The sequence below is a fragment of the Rhodococcus sp. 15-2388-1-1a genome, assembly GCF_002259145.1.
Classification (GTDB): domain Bacteria; phylum Actinomycetota; class Actinomycetes; order Mycobacteriales; family Mycobacteriaceae; genus Rhodococcoides.
In genome coordinates this window covers 1-16460 of the sequence record NZ_NPFP01000028.1, presented here as the reverse complement: position 1 = coordinate 16460, position 16460 = coordinate 1, and the positions used below count along the sequence as shown (strand labels likewise).

At 64.8% G+C, this 16460-nt stretch carries 18 protein-coding genes and 1 tRNA gene; 15 read left to right on the top strand and 4 right to left on the bottom strand.

All coding sequences use genetic code 11. The features are described from left to right. The first annotated feature begins 143 nt into the window (after positions 1–143). The 5 genes from CH302_RS16865 to rplA all read left to right on the top strand — a co-directional run bounded on the left by CH302_RS16865 (position 144) and on the right by rplA (position 2918). Positions 144–216: transfer RNA gene (locus CH302_RS16865), tRNA-Trp, on the top strand. A 30-nt stretch (positions 217–246) separates the two neighbouring features. After that, positions 247–726 (top strand): preprotein translocase subunit SecE, encoded by a 480-nt coding sequence (gene secE / locus CH302_RS16860; protein WP_037188687.1) that lies wholly within the window; start codon positions 247–249, stop codon positions 724–726. Between the two features lie 65 nt (positions 727–791). Then, positions 792–1616 carry a transcription termination/antitermination protein NusG gene (nusG, locus tag CH302_RS16855; RefSeq protein ID WP_037187113.1) on the top strand — a complete coding sequence of 275 codons (825 nt, stop codon included), beginning with the start codon at positions 792–794 and terminating at the stop codon, positions 1614–1616. Positions 1617–1680: 64 nt separating this feature from the next. Further along, positions 1681–2115, top strand: a complete 435-nt coding sequence (gene rplK / locus CH302_RS16850; RefSeq protein WP_008713829.1) for a 50S ribosomal protein L11 — start codon at positions 1681–1683, stop codon at positions 2113–2115. 83 nt (positions 2116–2198) lie between these two features. Further along, complete coding sequence (gene rplA, locus CH302_RS16845) at positions 2199–2918, top strand: 50S ribosomal protein L1 (protein ID WP_027498276.1); 720 nt, start codon at positions 2199–2201, stop codon at positions 2916–2918. 76 nt (positions 2919–2994) lie between these two features. Here rplA and CH302_RS16840 read toward each other — a convergent pair whose 3' ends face one another. Beyond that, positions 2995–3906, bottom strand: a complete 912-nt coding sequence (locus tag CH302_RS16840; protein WP_037188689.1) for an alpha/beta fold hydrolase — start codon at positions 3904–3906, stop codon at positions 2995–2997. Between the two features lie 10 nt (positions 3907–3916). Further along, positions 3917–5863, bottom strand: coding sequence for a CocE/NonD family hydrolase (locus CH302_RS16835; protein WP_037187115.1), 1947 nt, complete (start codon positions 5861–5863; stop codon positions 3917–3919). 237 nt (positions 5864–6100) lie between these two features. On the opposite strand from CH302_RS16835, the gene CH302_RS16830 reads away from it, so the two are divergent. From CH302_RS16830 to CH302_RS16810, 5 genes are read left to right on the top strand one after another with little or no spacing between them, the layout of a single operon-like run. Then, entirely contained in the window at positions 6101–7339 is a 1239-nt protein-coding gene (locus CH302_RS16830) for an SDR family oxidoreductase (protein WP_037187117.1), read from the top strand. A gap of 1 nt (position 7340) precedes the next feature. Continuing rightward, on the top strand, positions 7341–7538 hold the full coding sequence (locus CH302_RS16825; protein WP_037187118.1) for a hypothetical protein: 198 nt from the start codon (positions 7341–7343) through the stop codon (positions 7536–7538). Next, positions 7538–8278, top strand: a complete 741-nt coding sequence (locus CH302_RS16820; protein ID WP_037187119.1) for a phosphatidylserine decarboxylase — start codon at positions 7538–7540, stop codon at positions 8276–8278. The genes CH302_RS16825 and CH302_RS16820 overlap by 1 nt, the downstream gene beginning before the upstream one ends. Beyond that, positions 8275–9429 (top strand): hypothetical protein, encoded by a 1155-nt coding sequence (locus CH302_RS16815; protein WP_037187120.1) that lies wholly within the window; start codon positions 8275–8277, stop codon positions 9427–9429. The genes CH302_RS16820 and CH302_RS16815 overlap by 4 nt, the downstream gene beginning before the upstream one ends. Continuing rightward, positions 9430–11676, top strand: coding sequence for an MMPL family transporter (locus CH302_RS16810; protein ID WP_037187121.1), 2247 nt, complete (start codon positions 9430–9432; stop codon positions 11674–11676). On the opposite strand, the gene CH302_RS16805 is transcribed toward CH302_RS16810, so the two are convergent. Together CH302_RS16805 and CH302_RS16800 are read right to left on the bottom strand one after the other, a co-directional pair. Continuing rightward, positions 11655–12410 carry a hypothetical protein gene (locus tag CH302_RS16805; protein WP_037187123.1) on the bottom strand — a complete coding sequence of 252 codons (756 nt, stop codon included), beginning with the start codon at positions 12408–12410 and terminating at the stop codon, positions 11655–11657. The genes CH302_RS16810 and CH302_RS16805 overlap by 22 nt on opposite strands. Beyond that, on the bottom strand, positions 12407–13024 hold the full coding sequence (locus CH302_RS16800) for an RNA polymerase sigma factor (RefSeq protein WP_255138400.1): 618 nt from the start codon (positions 13022–13024) through the stop codon (positions 12407–12409). The genes CH302_RS16805 and CH302_RS16800 overlap by 4 nt, the downstream gene beginning before the upstream one ends. A 60-nt stretch (positions 13025–13084) precedes the next feature. Here CH302_RS16800 and CH302_RS16795 point away from each other — a divergent pair, with 60 nt between their 5' ends. From CH302_RS16795 to CH302_RS16775, 5 genes are all read left to right on the top strand, one after another. Further along, entirely contained in the window at positions 13085–13843 is a 759-nt protein-coding gene (locus CH302_RS16795; protein WP_037187126.1) for a CHRD domain-containing protein, read from the top strand. A 101-nt stretch (positions 13844–13944) separates the two neighbouring features. After that, positions 13945–14445 carry a class F sortase gene (locus tag CH302_RS16790; protein ID WP_230596136.1) on the top strand — a complete coding sequence of 167 codons (501 nt, stop codon included), beginning with the start codon at positions 13945–13947 and terminating at the stop codon, positions 14443–14445. Between the two features lie 338 nt (positions 14446–14783). Then, positions 14784–15365 (top strand): 50S ribosomal protein L10, encoded by a 582-nt coding sequence (gene rplJ / locus CH302_RS16785; protein ID WP_032380459.1) that lies wholly within the window; start codon positions 14784–14786, stop codon positions 15363–15365. Between the two features lie 93 nt (positions 15366–15458). Further along, the gene (gene rplL, locus CH302_RS16780; RefSeq protein WP_032380460.1) at positions 15459–15845 is read left to right on the top strand and encodes a 50S ribosomal protein L7/L12; all 387 of its coding nucleotides are present in this window, start codon (positions 15459–15461) and stop codon (positions 15843–15845) included. A gap of 446 nt (positions 15846–16291) precedes the next feature. Further along, on the top strand, positions 16292–16460 hold a 169-nt coding region (locus CH302_RS16775; protein WP_176460721.1), incomplete at its 3' end, for an ATP-binding cassette domain-containing protein.

Genomic DNA, 16460 nt, shown 5'->3' with positions numbered 1-16460 from the left:
TTATCTGTTCCGAAGGGTGTGCAGTACACTGAGATTTCTGGGGTAATTCGGCGCTCTGCGCTGCCCGCGTCCTCTTCCCGAGGGTGCGTGGGCCGCGTGTACGAGCCGGATGGACACCAGAGCGGCCGAGAAGTTTCGGCCGAAGGGGCGTAGCTCAATTGGTAGAGCAACGGTCTCCAAAACCGTAGGTTGCAGGTTCAAGTCCTGTCGCCCCTGCCCAAGGTGTCAGCAACTGAGAGGAACGACGTGAGCGAGGAGCGCGGTAAGCGCGACGGTCGATCGGAGGAGGAGTTCGAGAACTCCTCGGCCTCGGACGACGTCGCACCTGGCTCCGAGGGCCGTCCTTCCGATGCTGATACCACTGCCGGTGAATCCGCTGCAGACGCCGTGGTCCCCACCGGTAAGCGATCCACCAGCAGGTCCCGCGGTAGTGCCTCGGGCGTGTCGATGTCCAAGGCTCCGGCCGCATCCACCGCGCCGGCCAAGGCCAAGACCGGTAGGACTCGATCGGGCAAGGTCAAAGCCGACAAGCGGCCGAACGTGTTCCTGCGTCTGCTGCAGTTCTTCCGTGAGGTCGTCGCCGAGCTTCGCAAGGTCATCTGGCCGAACAAGAAGCAGATGGTCACCTACACCAGCGTCGTGCTCGTCTTCCTGACGTTCATGGTCGCCTACATCAGTGGCCTCGATCTGCTCTTCATTCAGGGCGTCGGCTGGCTGTTCGGCTGACCGATCGCAGCTGCGTGACATATCGACGATCGAACCGAGCAGGAAACTAGAGAAAGGGTGCTGACGTGAGCACGCCGCACAACGACGCCACCGAAGTGGCCGCATTCGACGCCGATGTCGAGGCGACCAAGCAGGGCCTCGAAGCGGAGCAGGCCGCTCAGGACCGCGAGACCGACGAAGCCATCAAGGCCGACGTCGCCGCTGCTACCGGTGAGGATGTCCCCGCCGAAGACGGCGAGACCGCCGATGCAGATGTGACAGCCGAGCCCGAGGATCCCGTTGCCGAGATGAAGGCGGCTCTGCGCCGCGCTCCCGGTGATTGGTACGTCATCCACTCGTACGCAGGCTACGAGAACAAGGTCAAGGCCAACCTCGAGACCCGCGTGCAGAACCTCGACGTCGGTGACTACATCTTCCAGGTGGAAGTTCCCATCGAAGAGGTCACCGAGATCAAGAACGGCCAGCGCAAGCAGGTCAACCGCAAGGTTCTGCCCGGCTACATCCTCGTCCGCATGGAACTCAACGACGAGTCCTGGGGAGCTGTGCGCAACACCCCAGGCGTCACCGGTTTCGTCGGTGCCACCTCGCGGCCGTCACCGTTGACCATCAACGAGGTCGTCAAGTTCCTCATGCCGCAGGAAGGTGCCAAGAAGGACGCGAAAGCGACCGCAGGCGCAGCGGAGCAGGGCGGCGACACCACGTCGAAGCCCACCATCGAGGTCGACTTCGAGGTCGGCGAGTCGGTCACCGTCATGGACGGCCCGTTCGCGACCCTCCCCGCCAGCATCAGCGAGGTCAACGCAGAGCAGCAGAAGCTCAAGGTGTTGGTATCGATCTTCGGCCGTGAAACACCGGTCGAGCTCGGCTTCACCCAGGTCTCCAAGATCTAGAAGCCGACCACACAGACTTGCAGTAGCAACCGCAAGAAACCCGAGCGAATACAAGGAAAAAGAAATGCCCCCGAAGAAGAAGAAGCTAGCCGGGATCATCAAGCTTCAGATCCAGGCCGGTGCCGCCAACCCGGCACCGCCCGTCGGCCCCGCACTGGGCCAGCACGGCGTCAACATCATGGAGTTCTGCAAGGCGTACAACGCCGCGACCGAGTCGCAGCGCGGAAACGTCGTGCCGGTCGAGATCTCGGTCTACGAAGACCGCACGTTCGACTTCAAGCTGAAGACTCCTCCCGCTGCCAAGCTGCTGCTCAAGGCCGCAGGCGTGGCGAAGGGCTCCGGCGAGCCGCACAAGACCAAGGTCGCCAAGGTGACCATGGACCAGGTGCGCGAGATCGCCAAGACCAAGCAGGAAGACCTCAACGCCAACGACATCGATCAGGCCGCGAAGATCATCGCCGGCACTGCTCGCTCGATGGGCATCACGGTCGAAGGCTGATTTTCAGCCTCTCCAAGCATCACACGTGGGAGAGCCGGCCAGGCTCGTCAACCACACTGAACTCGAACGAAGGACAGTAAGACATGGCAAAGCGCAGCAAGGCCTACCTCGAGCAGGCCGCAAAGATCGACCAGGACAACCTCTACTCGCCTCTCGAAGCCGCGAAGCTGGCCAAGGAGACCGCGTCGAGCAAGTTCGACCCCACCGTCGAGGTCGCAGTGCGTCTCGGCGTCGACCCTCGCAAGGCCGACCAGATGGTGCGCGGCACCGTCAACCTTCCCCACGGCACCGGCAAGACCGCTCGGGTTATTGTTTTCGCCGCTGGTGAGAAGGCTGCAGAGGCCGAGGCAGCAGGAGCCGACGTCGTCGGCGCAGAAGATCTGATCGAGCGCATCCAGGGCGGATTCCTGGACTTCGACGCCGCGATCGCCACCCCGGATCAGATGGCCAAGGTCGGCCGTATCGCCCGTGTCCTCGGACCGCGTGGCCTGATGCCGAACCCGAAGACGGGCACGGTCACCAACGATGTGACCAAGGCCGTCAACGACATCAAGGGCGGCAAGATCAACTTCCGCGTCGACAAGCAGGCCAACCTGCACTTCGTCATCGGCAAGGCCTCGTTCGACGAGACCAAGCTGGTGGAGAACTACGGCGCAGCGCTGGACGAGATCCTGCGTGCGAAGCCGTCGTCGGCCAAGGGTCGTTACGTCAAGAAGGTCACCGTCTCGACCACCACCGGACCCGGCGTCCAGGTCGATCCGAACCGCACGCGCAACCTCCTCGAGGACGACGCGAACGCGTAATCAGCTCAGCACTACTGCGAAGGCCGGCACCGATCCATCGGGTGCCGGCCTTCGTCGCGTGATGGGTCCGTTTCGCCTACGCAGCCCGCGCCCGCGCGAAGTTCGCCAGGATGATGCCGGCGATGCGGTCGAGCAGTGCGGCGGGCAGGTCGTGGGCCATACCGTCGATCAGAGTCAGCTCGGCGTCGGGGACGGCGCGGGCGATGGCCTTACCGCCCGACGGCCGCACCAGTTTGTCGGCGGTGCCGTGGATGACGGTGGTCGGCGCGGTGATCTTCTTCGCGTACGGCCGCAGGCTGCCGGTGCCGGTGATGGCAGCCATCTGACGGACGACTCCGGACGGGTTGTAGTTCCGCTCGTACATCACCTGCGCGATCTCCAGTTGCTCCTCGAGCGGAGTGCGGTAACCGGGGGAACCGATCGCGGCGAGCGTCTTCGCCGAGTGCGCGATGATCTCGTCCCTGGTGGCGTCCTTCCCGACTCCGCCGATGAGCGGCAGCAGCGCGCGCGGATCGGGCGGCGGCAGAAACGGCTCGTTGGTGCTCGAGAAGAGGATGCCGACCGACTTCGTTCGTTCGGGATAGCTTCCGGCGAAGACCTGGGTGATCATCCCGCCCATCGAGGCACCGACGACGTGCACCGAGTCGATGTCGAGATGGTCGAGCACGCCGACGGCGTCGGCCGCCATGTCCGTGATCGTGTACGGCACGTCCGAGGACATCCCGAACTCGTGCCGGATCAGGCGCAGGATCTGGGATCCTCGGACTTTCTGCCCGGTCATCTTGGTGGACAATCCGATATCGCGATTGTCGATTCGGATCACCCGGTAGCCGGCGTCGACGAGGCGGGTGCAGAAGTCCATGGGCCACAACGTCAATTGCGCGGACAGGCCCATGATGAGCAACACTGCAGGATCGTCGATCGATCCCATGTCCTCGTACGCGATCTCGACGGAGTTCGTCGGCGCGACACCTTGTTCGATTCTCATGTTCTCGTTCCTACCAGCCGGGCTCACCGAGTACCGGAACCACCAGGTAACTCGGATTCTTCGGATCGATGTCGATGTCCTGTCTGCGCAGCCGCGTACGGACCAGATCCGGCAGGATCGGGATGAACCGCGGTGCGTCGGTGGCGAATACGCTCACGCGTAGGCGGTGGCCGGACGCGATGACGGCCTCGGTGGTGAGGATGTCGATGTCGAGGGCGATGGGTTCGCCCACGGGTACCGGGAGCAACGCTGCCTCGGTGAGTGGATGGTACGGACGGGTGTAATCGCCGTTCGGGGCGAACAGCGATCGCTCGTCGTCCACGGCTCGGCGTGAGGCGAGCAGGGCTCCGTTGCTGAGCACGATCGATCGGCCGCTCGGGGCGACGTCGCAGATCATGATGGCCCACATCGCTTCCGGTGCATGGCAGACGACGCGTAGGTGCAGGTTCATGGGACCGGACAGGACGGTGTCCGACTCGGCAGGCGCGGTGGTGAAGGTGACTGCTGCGCCCTCGGCGAATCGATTGTCGTAGGTGAAGCCGCCGCCCAGGACTGCCGTCACACCGGCGAGAACCTGTGTGGTGTCGCGAGATACGACGGCTCGCAGTGACGGGCGCACTGTGAGGACGTCGGATTCGGCGGCCGGTTCGCCGGTGAGGCTGCCGTCGGCGACGGCGTGGGGCGCGGTGCCCGAAGCCGCTGCCGACAGGTAGAGCCGGCGGGGTTGCGCCCGGGGAGCCGGAAAGCGTCCGTGCGCAGTCCAATTGCCACCCTGCTGACGCAGGGTGACGGGGCCGTAGTTCTCGATTCCGTTGTCCACGTCGCGTAGCCACTTGTCGAACCAGGCGCGCTCGAGTACGTCCAGGCGAGGCGGAAAGCCCGGTTCGCCGAAGCCGATTCCCGGGTTGCCGTGGTAGCCGTCGCCGACGAGCAACTGCTTGAATCCGCGTTCGAGGGCAAGTCGATTGTAGATGTCCGGTGCGGAACCGCCGAAGATGTCGTGCCAGCAGCCGTACAGAAATGTCGGTGCCGCGATGTCTTCGATGACGGCATCGATGGTGTCGTAGTACTCGTTGTCGTAGATTCGCGGATCTCCGCCTGTGACAAAGCCTTTGGCCAGGTCGAACAGATTCGTGGCCGGGGATCGAACGCGATCGCGGAGCCAGGCGAGCGTGTCGACTCCGCCTACCGCGGGTGCCCATTTGAGCCCGTTGACCGCCGCGAGCCACAGTGGAATGAATGCCGAGGTGGCCCCTCCGGTGGCAAAGATTTCACGCACGATATCCACCGAGCCCTCGACCGCGAAGATCGCGTCGAGCCCGGCGGGCTGCTTGGCCGCGGCCTGCAGCGCATTGATCGCGGAGTACGAGATGCCGGCCATCCCGATCCGGCCGTTGCACCAATACTGTCGTCGGGCCCACTCGATCACCTCGAGCGAGTCGAGCTGTTCCCGGGGGCCCAGCACGTCCCAGGTGCCCGAGGAACTGCCGGTGCCGCGGACGTCGACGATCATCTGGACGTACCCGCTGCGCACGAGATGGCGGTTGACCGAAAGCAGGTCGGCAGCCCCGCCCGCCACCACTCGGGTGATCTCGGTGATGCCGTCGAATCTGGTTCCGGTCAGGTCGAACGCGGACGAGAAGGTTCTGATGGCACTGCCCAGAACCGGGGTCTCGAGGATGGTGTCGATGCCCTTCATCAGCAGCTTGTTGTAGGGCGTGAGGTTCAGGACGGTGGGAAACGTGCCCTCGACCGCGCGTCCCGACGCGTCCGCGGGGCGAAAGACGTATGCGCGCAACGCCGTCCCGTCGCTCATCGGGATGCGCACGTTCGCCGTGATGGACACGCGAGGGTAGCGCGGTTGCTCGCGCACGATCTCCGCCCACGCCGCTGCCGCGTCGCCGCCGCTGGGATCGCGTACGGGTTGCAGGAGGGGGTGGGGCTGCACGGCAGTCATGGAGATCGATTAGACCTTCGAACGACCCTGTTTGTCCTGCGGAACGCGGATCGGTCGTAATCTGCTCCAACAAATGTCGTGCCCTGCTGTGTTTTGTTGGGAACCCTCTCAACAAAAGTTGAGTGACGCTATGGGGGGTACCAGACTTTTCCGGTCAGCGAGTCGTGAGCCCGCGGGATTGCTACGTTCTGGCGGTCCGAAGTGACATGGGACACCGATCGTTGCAGGGGAGCACGAATGCACGTAGAAGCACTGTTCGGAGACGGATCGTTGCGTCCGGTCTGGCCGCACGCGGATGCGCTGATCACCAATGAATGCCCGGGGCTTCGCTTCGCCGGTAAGTACGCGGACGTCGTTGCCCTGAGCAACGGTGATCCCACTGCGCTGCGGCCCTTCATCGACGAGGACACCCGCCGACGGGTAGCGGCGATGGCACCCCCGGTGACCGAGACCGCGCTGGTGTTCGGGGCCAACGGCTTCCTCGGCGCCCACCTGATCGGTCGACTGACGCGTGAAGCGGCGGTGGAGATCGTCTACGCGATGGTTCGTCCCACCGAGGAGGAAACAGCCCTCGAGCGTCTGCAGCGCACCTTCGACCAGTACGAGATCGCGGTGGACGCAGACAAGATCCGCATCGTCGAGGGCACTCCCACGAAATTCCGGTTCGGTCTCGACAAGACCGCCTACTACGACCTGGCTGCCGGAGTGGGACAGATCTTCAACTGTGCCAGTTCCACCGATTACACCGAGAGCTACGCCGAGCTGCGCGACGACTGGTTCGTCAGCGTGCTGCGCATCCTCGAATTCAGCATCACCTCCACCCGCAAGCATCTGACGTACGTGGGCAGTATCGGTGCCCACCTCTATCAGAAGCCCGAGGATTTCCGTCGTCCCGATTCGTGGTGGTACTCCGGGTACGCGCAGATGAAGTGGGTCAACGCAACGCTGCTCGGGTGGCTGTCGATGTCGGACACCTACTCCGTCACCCTGTGCGAGGCTCCTTACATCCTCGGAAGCACCGAACTCGGTCGTGATCCGGGCCGGGTCTACAGCTTCTGGCGCATCATCGAACTGGCGATCGCGGCCGGTGCCATCTGGGACGGCCCGGGGATGAACTACGTTCCGGTCGACGTGATGTGCGACGTCATGGCGAGCAACTCGTTGCGCAGCCATCCTCTGACGAGGCTGTTGCCGAGCAATCCCACCGGCTACGGTCACGATCTCTACGCCGACCTTCTCGGGCTCGATCTGGTGAGCTGGGAGGAGTTCAAGGAGCGCGTCAGCGCGCGCATCTCTCCTCGATTCGCCGAGACGATGCTGGCCGACAACATCGATCAGCTCATGCGCCTGGTGCACAAGCCCGAGGCGATCCTGCCCGTCGACCACGACATCTCCTGGTGCGATCACCGCCGACTCTTCGAGCTCTACTTCGAGAAAGCACAGCTCAAGACGCTCACGCCCGCCGCCGTCAACTGACGTGGCGGACGGATTCGAACCCACCTCGGTGCGCCTTCGGGACGTACCCATCGGCCGCGAGGTGTCCAACGGCGTTCTCTCACTGGGCTTCTACGTGGTGTGTGGGGTGATCGGGTTGCTGCCCGGGTCGGTGCGGAACCGGGCAGCCGATGCCTTCGTGACCTGGTCGGAGAGCGTCGACGAACAGCGGCACAGCTGATGTCGTGGATTCGGTTGGCGCTCGCCCTCGGTGCAGTGCTGGCAGCTCCGTTCGCGCTGTTCGTGTACTGGCGGACCCGGTTCTTCTTCCGCGATCCGCACCGCGAACCACCGGCCGATCCGCGGGCGGTGCTCGCCCCGGCCGACGGGTTCGTCACGTACGTCAAACGCGTGGAGGCAGGCAGTACCGCGTTCGCCGTGAAGAAGGGGCGGACGATCGTCCTCGACGAGATCGCAGGAGTCGCGTCGAGCGACAGTGGCTACCTGATCGGGATCTACATGTCCGAATACTCGGTGCACCGCAACCGAATTCCGGTGTCGGGCACCGTCGGCATGCGTCGCCACCGGTCCGCAGCACCGTTCAACAAGTCGATGGCGCGGGTCGGCGCGAACCTGTTGACCCGGCGCACACCTTACGACGAGGGCTGCGACTACCTGCTCACCAACGAGCGGCTCACCATCTCGATCGAGCACGAGTCCGGTGCCGTGGTGACGGTGACGCAGATTGCCGATCTCTGGGTCGACCGGATCGTCGCGCACGTCGCCGTCGGTGACACCGTCGAACGCGGCGAGCAGTACGGGATGATCCGCTTCGGTTCTCAGTGCGACGTGTTCGTGCCGGACGCACTCGTCGACGAGATCACCGTCCGGCCAGGTAATTACGTGTTCGCCGGGGAGACGACGGTGGCCCGTTCACCGATCCTCGTCGACGGCAGTCAACGGAGCGAAGAGGAACGATGATCACGATCGAAGAGGTCGACGGCAAAGCCGGCTGGCGCGAGTTCGAGGCCGTCTCGGACCTGGTCTACCAGGGCGACCCGTACCGCCTTCCCGACGAGTCGATGGACCTGCGTCGAGTGCTCATCGCGCCGCCGTCCTCGGTCGCCTCCACCCGTATCACCAAGGCATTCCTGGCGCGCGAGAACGGAATTGCCGTCGGTCGCATCGTGGCCATCCACGATCTGTCGTTCACCGAGTACACGGGGGAGTCGATCGGCTTCTTCGGCTTCTACGAGGCCGTCGACGATCACGACGTCGCGAAGGCGTTGCTCGACGCTGCGGCGCAATGGCTTTCGGCGCGGGGGCTCGCGACGATATCCGGGCCGTTCGGTCCGTCGATGTTCTACAGCGCAGGCATCGTCGTCGACGAGATCCCGGCACTGCCTCTGGTGGGGATGCCGCACAATCCGCTGTACTACGCGGCCCACTTCGAGAAGTGGGGTCTGATGGCGGTCAAGGACTTCTACAGCTACCTCTTCGACGACCCGTGCATCATCTACAACGACCCCAAATACGCGCGGCACATGCAGATCTTCGAGAAGATCAAGGCGCGATCGGAAGTGACGTTCCGGTCGATGAAGTACCGGACGCTCCGCCGCGACGCACGCATCGTCCGGGACCTCTACAACAAGACGTTCGTGAACTTCTGGGGCTTTTCGCCGCTGTCCTACACGGAATTGTTCGAGCTGTTGAAGATGATGCTTCCGGTCATCGACCGCCGGCTCACCCTGCTGGCCGAACTCGACGGTGAACCGGTCGGCTTCCTGATGGGAATCCCGGACGTCAATCAGGCCGCCGCGAAGGCGTCGCACCTGAAGTCGCGCTGGGCGCGAGACCTGGTGACGCTGTGGCACGTCAAGCGTCCGGGTCGCACGGAAGTGATCGACGGCGTGCGGGTGGACATGCTGTTCGTCGATCCCGATTGCCCCGATCGAGCCGTGTCCTCCCTGCTGATCATGGAGATGTCGGTGCGCATGCGCGACCTCGGGTTCACCCGCGTCGAAGCGGCTCCCGTGCTCGACGACAGTCCGTGGATGAGGGGCTCGGTCCTGTCGCGGACGAAACTCGCCCCGCACCGCACGTATCGCATCTTCAGCCGGGAGTTGACGTAGATGACCGACACGATCTCGCGAAGCGACCGGCAGTTGAGCAGGGGAAACATCGGCGACCGGTGGGGCCGACTCGTTGCGCGTCGTCGCTGGGTGGTGCTGGCGATCTGGACGCTGCTGGCGGTGGGATCGGCGGTTCTGTATCCGGCGCTGCAGAATTCGCTCGTCGGGGCCAACTTCTCGGTGCCGGGCACCGAATCGAGCCGGGCCGACGATCTGATCGAGCGTCACTTCGAATCGTTCGGCTCCGAACAACTCGTCGTCACGTTCACCTCCGAGTCGGTGAACACATCGGACCCGGCGTTCCGTGAGCGAGTGGGGGAGGTCGTCGGTCGGCTGCGGCAGTCCCCGGACGTGCTGCGAGTCGTCGACCCCTACGAGACCGCAGGCTTCGTCCCGACGATCTCCGAGGACGGCACGTCGGCGCTCGCGTTCGTCGGTATCGGCGGGGAGGCCAGCGATCGGATCGCGGTGGCCGAACGCGTGCAGGAGATGATCGGCGCGGCGTCCGGCGACGGCGTCGAGGTGGCGGTGACGGGATATTCGCCGATGACGGTCGATCTCACCCGCGTCGAATCCGAGGACGCAGTGCGGGCCGAGAGCATCGGTCTTCCCATCGCCTTCGTGGTCCTGGTTCTGGCGCTGGGGTCGGTGGTCGCGGGCATCGTGCCGTTGGTCTCCACCGGAATCGGCGTGCTGGCGGCGTTCGGAATGTTCGCGCTGTTGTCCAACGTGATGACGTTCGACGTTCTCGTCACCACCGTGGCGGCGATGTTCGGTCTGGGCCTGGGAATCGACTACGCACTCTTCATCGTCAGTCGATTCCGCGAGGAGATCGGTCGAGCCGGACCTCCGGAAGATCCGGACCGGACCGAGCGCGCGGTGGGGGCGGCGATGGGTACGGCCGGGCACACCATCGTCATCTCCGGTCTGGTCGTGTTGATCGCACTCGGAGCCCTCGCCATCGTCGACGTCCCCGCGGTACGCAGCATCTCTTTGGTCGTCGCACTCACCATCGCCACCGTCGTCGTGGTCGCGTGGACCCTGCTGCCGGCGATTCTCGCCGTACTGGGACCGCGCATCGGGGCCTGGTCACTGCCGCGCAGATTCCAACCTCCGTCGGTCGACGAGCACGACGCCGCCGTACCCACGTGGTGGTCGCGGTGGGCGCAGCACGTCATCGAACGTCCGTGGCGCTACACGGCCGCGTCGGCCGCGGTCCTCATCGTCTGCCTGATTCCCATCGGTTCGATCTCCTACGGCGTCGACCTCGGTGCCGATGCGCTGAGCGCGGAACCGTCCGGACGGGCCAACACGGTCCTGACCGAGAAGTTCGCGCCCGGGACCATCTCGCCCATCACCATCGTGTTCACGGGTGAGGACGACAGTCCGTTGGGCCCGCAGCAGATGGCCACCGTCAACGCGTTCGCCGACTTCGTGCGCGGCGACGATCGCGTCGCCTACGCGTTGGCTCAGCCGGAGGGCGGACGGTCGTTGCTGATCGTGGTTCCGTCGGTGCCGATCGACTCGTCGGAGGCCGCCGATCTCGTCGGGTCCCTTCGTGCCCAGGCACTCGTCGCCGGTGACACGGACGGCACGAACGTCTCCGTGGGTGGCACCACCGCACTCGTGGTCGATGCCTCCGACGAGATCTCGGGCAAGTTCGCCTGGGTCGTCGCCGCTGTCCTGGCCTTCTCGCTCTTCTACTTGGCCGTCGTCTTCCGCAGCGTGGTGATTCCGCTCAAGGCCGTCGCCATGAACCTGCTGGTCACCGGAGCAGCGTTGGGTGCGACCGTCGCCGTCTTCCAATGGGGTTGGGGGTCGAGCATCCTCGGGTTCGAGAGCCCGGGCTACATCCAGGTGTATCTACCGGTGACGGTGTTCGCCGTCGTCTTCGGCCTGTCGATGGACTACGAGGTGTTCCTCATCGGCCGCATGCGTGAGGTGTTCGTGCGGGGAGCGAGCAACGACGTGGCCGTCGTCGACGGCATCGAGCACACCGCCAGGCCGATCACGGCCGCCGCCGCGATCATGGTCGCCGTGTTCGCCAGCTTCCTCACCGCCGACGTGCTCGAGCTCAAACAGTTCGGCTTCGCACTCGCCATTGCGGTGCTGTTCGACGCGGTGCTGGTGCGCATGATGATGGTGCCGGCGATGATGAAGCTCTTCGGCGAGCGCAACTGGTGGCCCGGCTCGGACCGTAGGAAAGCCGTCACCGGCTCCGGGCGCTACGAGGCCGTCGGCAGCTGAGCGCTCGCCAGGACGGCACCCCCGGACGTGCGGATCTCGATCTCGGTCACGTCCTGGCGCAGCACCGCGGCGTTCATCCGGCACTCGATGGTGATGTCACTACCGAGGAACGTGCCGGACGGGAGTTCGACACCCGATCGGTCGACGAGAACCACCTCGTACGGCCCACGATCGGAGATGCCGTCCATCTCCAGGACGGTCTCGGTGCCCCACGTGTGGGCAACCAGGCCTCCTTCTATGTCGACGCTCGGCGTAGTCGTCGTGAACGCGACCTCCTCGTACGCGCCGAGGGTTCCGGGTGGACCGGTGATCGCGGTGGGCGGATTCGTAGGGTCCTGGCGGTAGGCGTCGACTCCGAGCACGACCCCGCTGCCGACCACCACGCCAACGATTGCGGCGGCCGCGGCAAGTCCTGCTGATCTGCGCTGCCGTCCGAACCGCTGCCGTCCGAACCGCTGCGTGCCGAGCTGCTGGATGCCCGCCTGCTCCTCGGAGTCGCCCGTTGCGACAAGGATTCGCTCGCGCAGGTCGGGTGGCGTCGGAGATTCGAGCCAGGGCTCGGTCGGTCCACGGCGGCCGAGAAAATCCGTCATCGCGCGCAATTCGGCGATCTCGGTGTCGATCGTGGGGTCCGCCGCGGCGAGCTCGCGCAGTTCGGAGGTTTCGGCGTCGTCGAGATCGTCGCCGACGGCAGCGGCGATCAACTCGGCTCGGCGATCGGGTGATGCGCTCATGTTTCCTCCTTTCCGTCGAGGTGGTCTCGTAGGGCTCGCAGTGCGTAGAAGGTGCGGGTGCGCAGTGTTCGTACGGCAACCCCGGTCGATTCCGACAACTCCGCGTAGGTGCTGCCGCTCAGGTGCACTGCGACGACGACCTGACGATGCTCGGGGGAGAGCAGGGCAAGCGCGGCGATGATGCGGAGCCGCTCGTCGATGTCGGGGCTGGTGTCGCGCGTGACCCCGCCCGAGCCCCGATCGATGTCCTCGATCCGGTCCGAGGCCGGCATCGGCATCCTCGTCAGCGACCGCTGAACATCGACGATCACGTTGCGTTCGATGGCGAACAGCCACGTTCGCAGCGACCCGCGCCTCGGCTCGAACCGGGACCGCGCTCGCCAGGCCCGAAAGAAGGTCTCCTGAACGCAATCCTCGGCCAGAGTTCTGTCGCGAAGAGCGTTGACGGCGAACCCGAGCATGGCCGACGCGTGCTCGTCGTACGCGGCAGCGACGTCGAAGTCCAGTTCGATCACGCTCCCGATGCTCATGACAGTGGATACGTCGGTCGACCCTCGGACGTTCATGCCGAAGGCGGGAAATATTTCTTTACCGAGCTTTGAACATTCTGGCATCGGCGCTCGTACACCTTGCACGGGCTCGCTTGCCCGATACTCCCACGGAAGGCACACGAGATGACCAGACGCTCGATCCCACGCCCGGCAACGTCGATCCGATCCACCGCCACCGCCGTCGTCGGTGGTACGGCCACCGCCGCCGCGCTGATGCTGTTCGCCGCTGCCCCGGCCGGTGCCGATACGCCTGTCGCCGAACCGGATTCGTTCACCAGCGCGTTCACGGCCATGGCCACTCCCGACCAGGTGCTCAACGGTGAGGGAGTCGCCACTCCGGGGCAGCCCGGCGCGATGGGCACCTTCACGCTGCGCATCAACTCCGATCTCGACATCGTCTGCTACGACATCGCGCTCGAAGGCGTGACCGGCGACTACATGAGCCCGGCCAAGACCGCCACGCACATCCACCAGGCGGCAGCGGGCGCAGCAGGACCTCCGCGTCTGGCATTCCCCAACCCGACCCCCATCGGCGACGGCCCGCGTACCAGCAGCGGCTGCATGCAGGGACCGTTCACCACCGGCCTCACTCCGGCCGGTGCCGATGCGGACAGCGGTACCGGATTCACCCTCGATCAGATCGAAGCCGATCCCGCGGCATTTGCCGCCGACACCCACACCGTCGACTTCTCCGCGGGAGCGGTGCGCGGACAGCTGACCCAGATTCCGGTCGGATCGGTGGCAACCGGAGGTGGCGGCTCGGCAGTCGCGGCGTCCGATTCGGCGTCGAGCTCGGTGGTTCCCGTCGTCGGCGCAGTGGCTCTGGGCGCGATGGTCGTTGCGGGCGTGACGTTCGCGGCTCGACGCGAGGTGCGGAGCTGAGATATTCGGTCCTGATCGCGGCCGCAGCCGCGGCGGTGGTGGTGGGCTGTTCCTCGCCACCGCCACCGCCACCGGCGACGGCCCCGACACCGGCAGCGCCCGTGGCCTCGCAGTCGTCGTCGGGCGCTGCCCCGACTGCGCCCGCAGTGGACTCGGTGCGACCGGCCCCGACGCGGGTGAGCGCCGAGGACATCGATCTCGACGAACCGTTGATCGGCCTGGGTCTCACCGAATCGGGGGAGATGCAGGTGCCCACCGACTACGACGACGTCGGGTGGTTCACCGGAGGTGGCCGTCCCGGCGCGATCGGCAGCCCGACGGTGATCGCCGGGCACGTGGACTCGACGACCGGCCCCGCGGTGTTCGATCGTCTGTCGGAACTCGGAGCCGGCGATGTCGTCGCGGTCGAGGACGAGGCGGGTGGTCGGGCCGAGTACCGCATCGACGAGATCGGTGACTACGGCAAAGCCGAGTTCCCGACGGCACTGGTCTTCGGTGCCGTGCCTGCCGACGAGATCCGGCTCATCACGTGTTCGGGTGACTTCGATGCAGCCGTGGGCAGCTACGAGCGCAACCTGGTCCTGTACGGGGTGCGCATATGACAGTGCGAACATCGAACGTTTTGGAGTTGACACCGAACGTGTTGTAACCTGGTCGACGGTTCGGATCACGAGTGCTCGCACTTGTGCCCTGACCGCCCAATCAAGTTCTACCCAAGACCGTTGGTCACCGCCTTCTCGAAGGATTCGCTTCCGGGAGTTGCGCGGTTGAAGGTCCGAGATCGCTTCGGACGGCCCACGCAGGAGAACGAGGTAGGGAACCTGTATGCAGTCCTCGTGGCTGCCGCTCGTTCACGCCCCGTGTGCTTCTTGCGCCGGGGCGTTCGTCGTTTTCCGGCCCTCTCGCGATCGACACAACTTCCCACGAGAGGAGGCGAAGTATGGCAAAGCCCGAAAAGGTCTCAGCAGTATCGGAGATCACCGAACAGTTCAAGGGTTCGACGGCTGCCGTCGTCACGGAATACCGTGGCCTGTCGGTGTCCGGTCTGACTCAGCTCCGGCGTGCGCTCGGCGAAGGTGCCACGTACTCCGTCGCCAAGAACACCCTGGTCAAGCGCGCAGCTGCCGAAGCCGGTATCACCGGCCTCGACGATTTGTTCGTCGGACCGACCGCCATTGCATTTATCAAGGGCGAGCCGGTCGACGCTGCGAAGGCCATCAAGGCCTTCGCGAAGGACAACAAGGCCTTGATCGTCAAGGGCGGCTACATGGACGGCGCAACGCTGTCCGTGGACGAGATCAACAAGATCGCAGACCTCGAGTCGCGCGAAATCCTGTTGGCCAAGCTCGCCGGCGCCATGAAGGGCAACTTGTCGAAGGCTGCAGGCCTGTTCAACGCTCCCGCATCGCAGTTCGCGCGTTTGGCGTTCGCGTTGCAGGAGAAGAAGGCTGCCGGCGCACCCGCCGCAGCCGAGGCACCTGCAGAAGCAGAAGCACCGGCGGAAGCTCCCGCCGAAAGCTGATCCGCTGGTATCGGCGAACAGCTCAGCTCCACACCATCACCGAACACCAGTCGCGGATCAGCGACCAGGTACTTACAGGAAGGACCCGCCACCATGGCGAAGCTCAGCACCGAAGAATTGCTCGACCAGTTCAAGGAGCTCACCCTCCTCGAGCTCAGCGAGTTCGTGAAGGCATTCGAGGAGACCTTCGAGGTCACCGCAGCCGCTCCCGTCGCAGTTGCAGCAGCAGGCGCAGCCGGTGCTCCGGCTGAGGCTGCCGAGGAGCAGGACGAGTTCGACGTCGTCCTCGAGTCGGCCGGCGACAAGAAGATCCAGGTCATCAAGGTCGTCCGTGAGGTCGTCTCCGGCCTCGGCCTGAAGGAAGCCAAGGACCTCGTCGAGAGCGCTCCGAAGGCAATCCTGGAGAAGGTCGCCAAGGATGCAGCCGAGGCTGCCAAGGAGAAGCTGGAAGCTGCCGGCGCAAAGATCTCCGTCAAGTAAGACCGCTTCACTGCAGTCGTACTTCACGCTCTGAAATCGAGAGCGGGTCGAGGGGCCGTTCCCACTTCGGTGGGAACGGCCCCTTTTCTGTGTTCATGGTGGCACCGGATGACGCGTCGTTGTGATCGGTCACGGACTCCGCCGGATCGCGTGACACTCGCTCCGCACCACTGTTTACTCGACCTCGCCGAAGTCCGAAGCGTTCCGAAGGGTTTCGGCCGTCATTGTTTGTGGTGTGTCACAGCTTTGCAACGCAGGGACTTGTCACAGTTCTGGCGAGTCGGCGACCGTGTCGCGTGAGATGAGCCACACTGATGCAAGCTCTACAGCCTGACTCGGGGAAGTTCTTACTGGGCGGTAAGCTCCTGTGTCGGAGCGGACACGTGCATGGGTTACAGTGACGCAACCCACATCTGGGTCGATGTGTACGAATTGTGGAGGTCAGCGTGGGAGTCGAGGTTTCGGTCGAGGGATTGACCAAGTCTTTCGGTGTACAGAAGATCTGGCAGGACGTGACGTTGACCCTGCCGAAGGGTGAAGTCAGTGCTCTCCTCGGTCCGTCCGGTACCGGTAAGTCGGTCTTCCTGAAGTCGCTGATCGGTCTGCTGCGGCCCG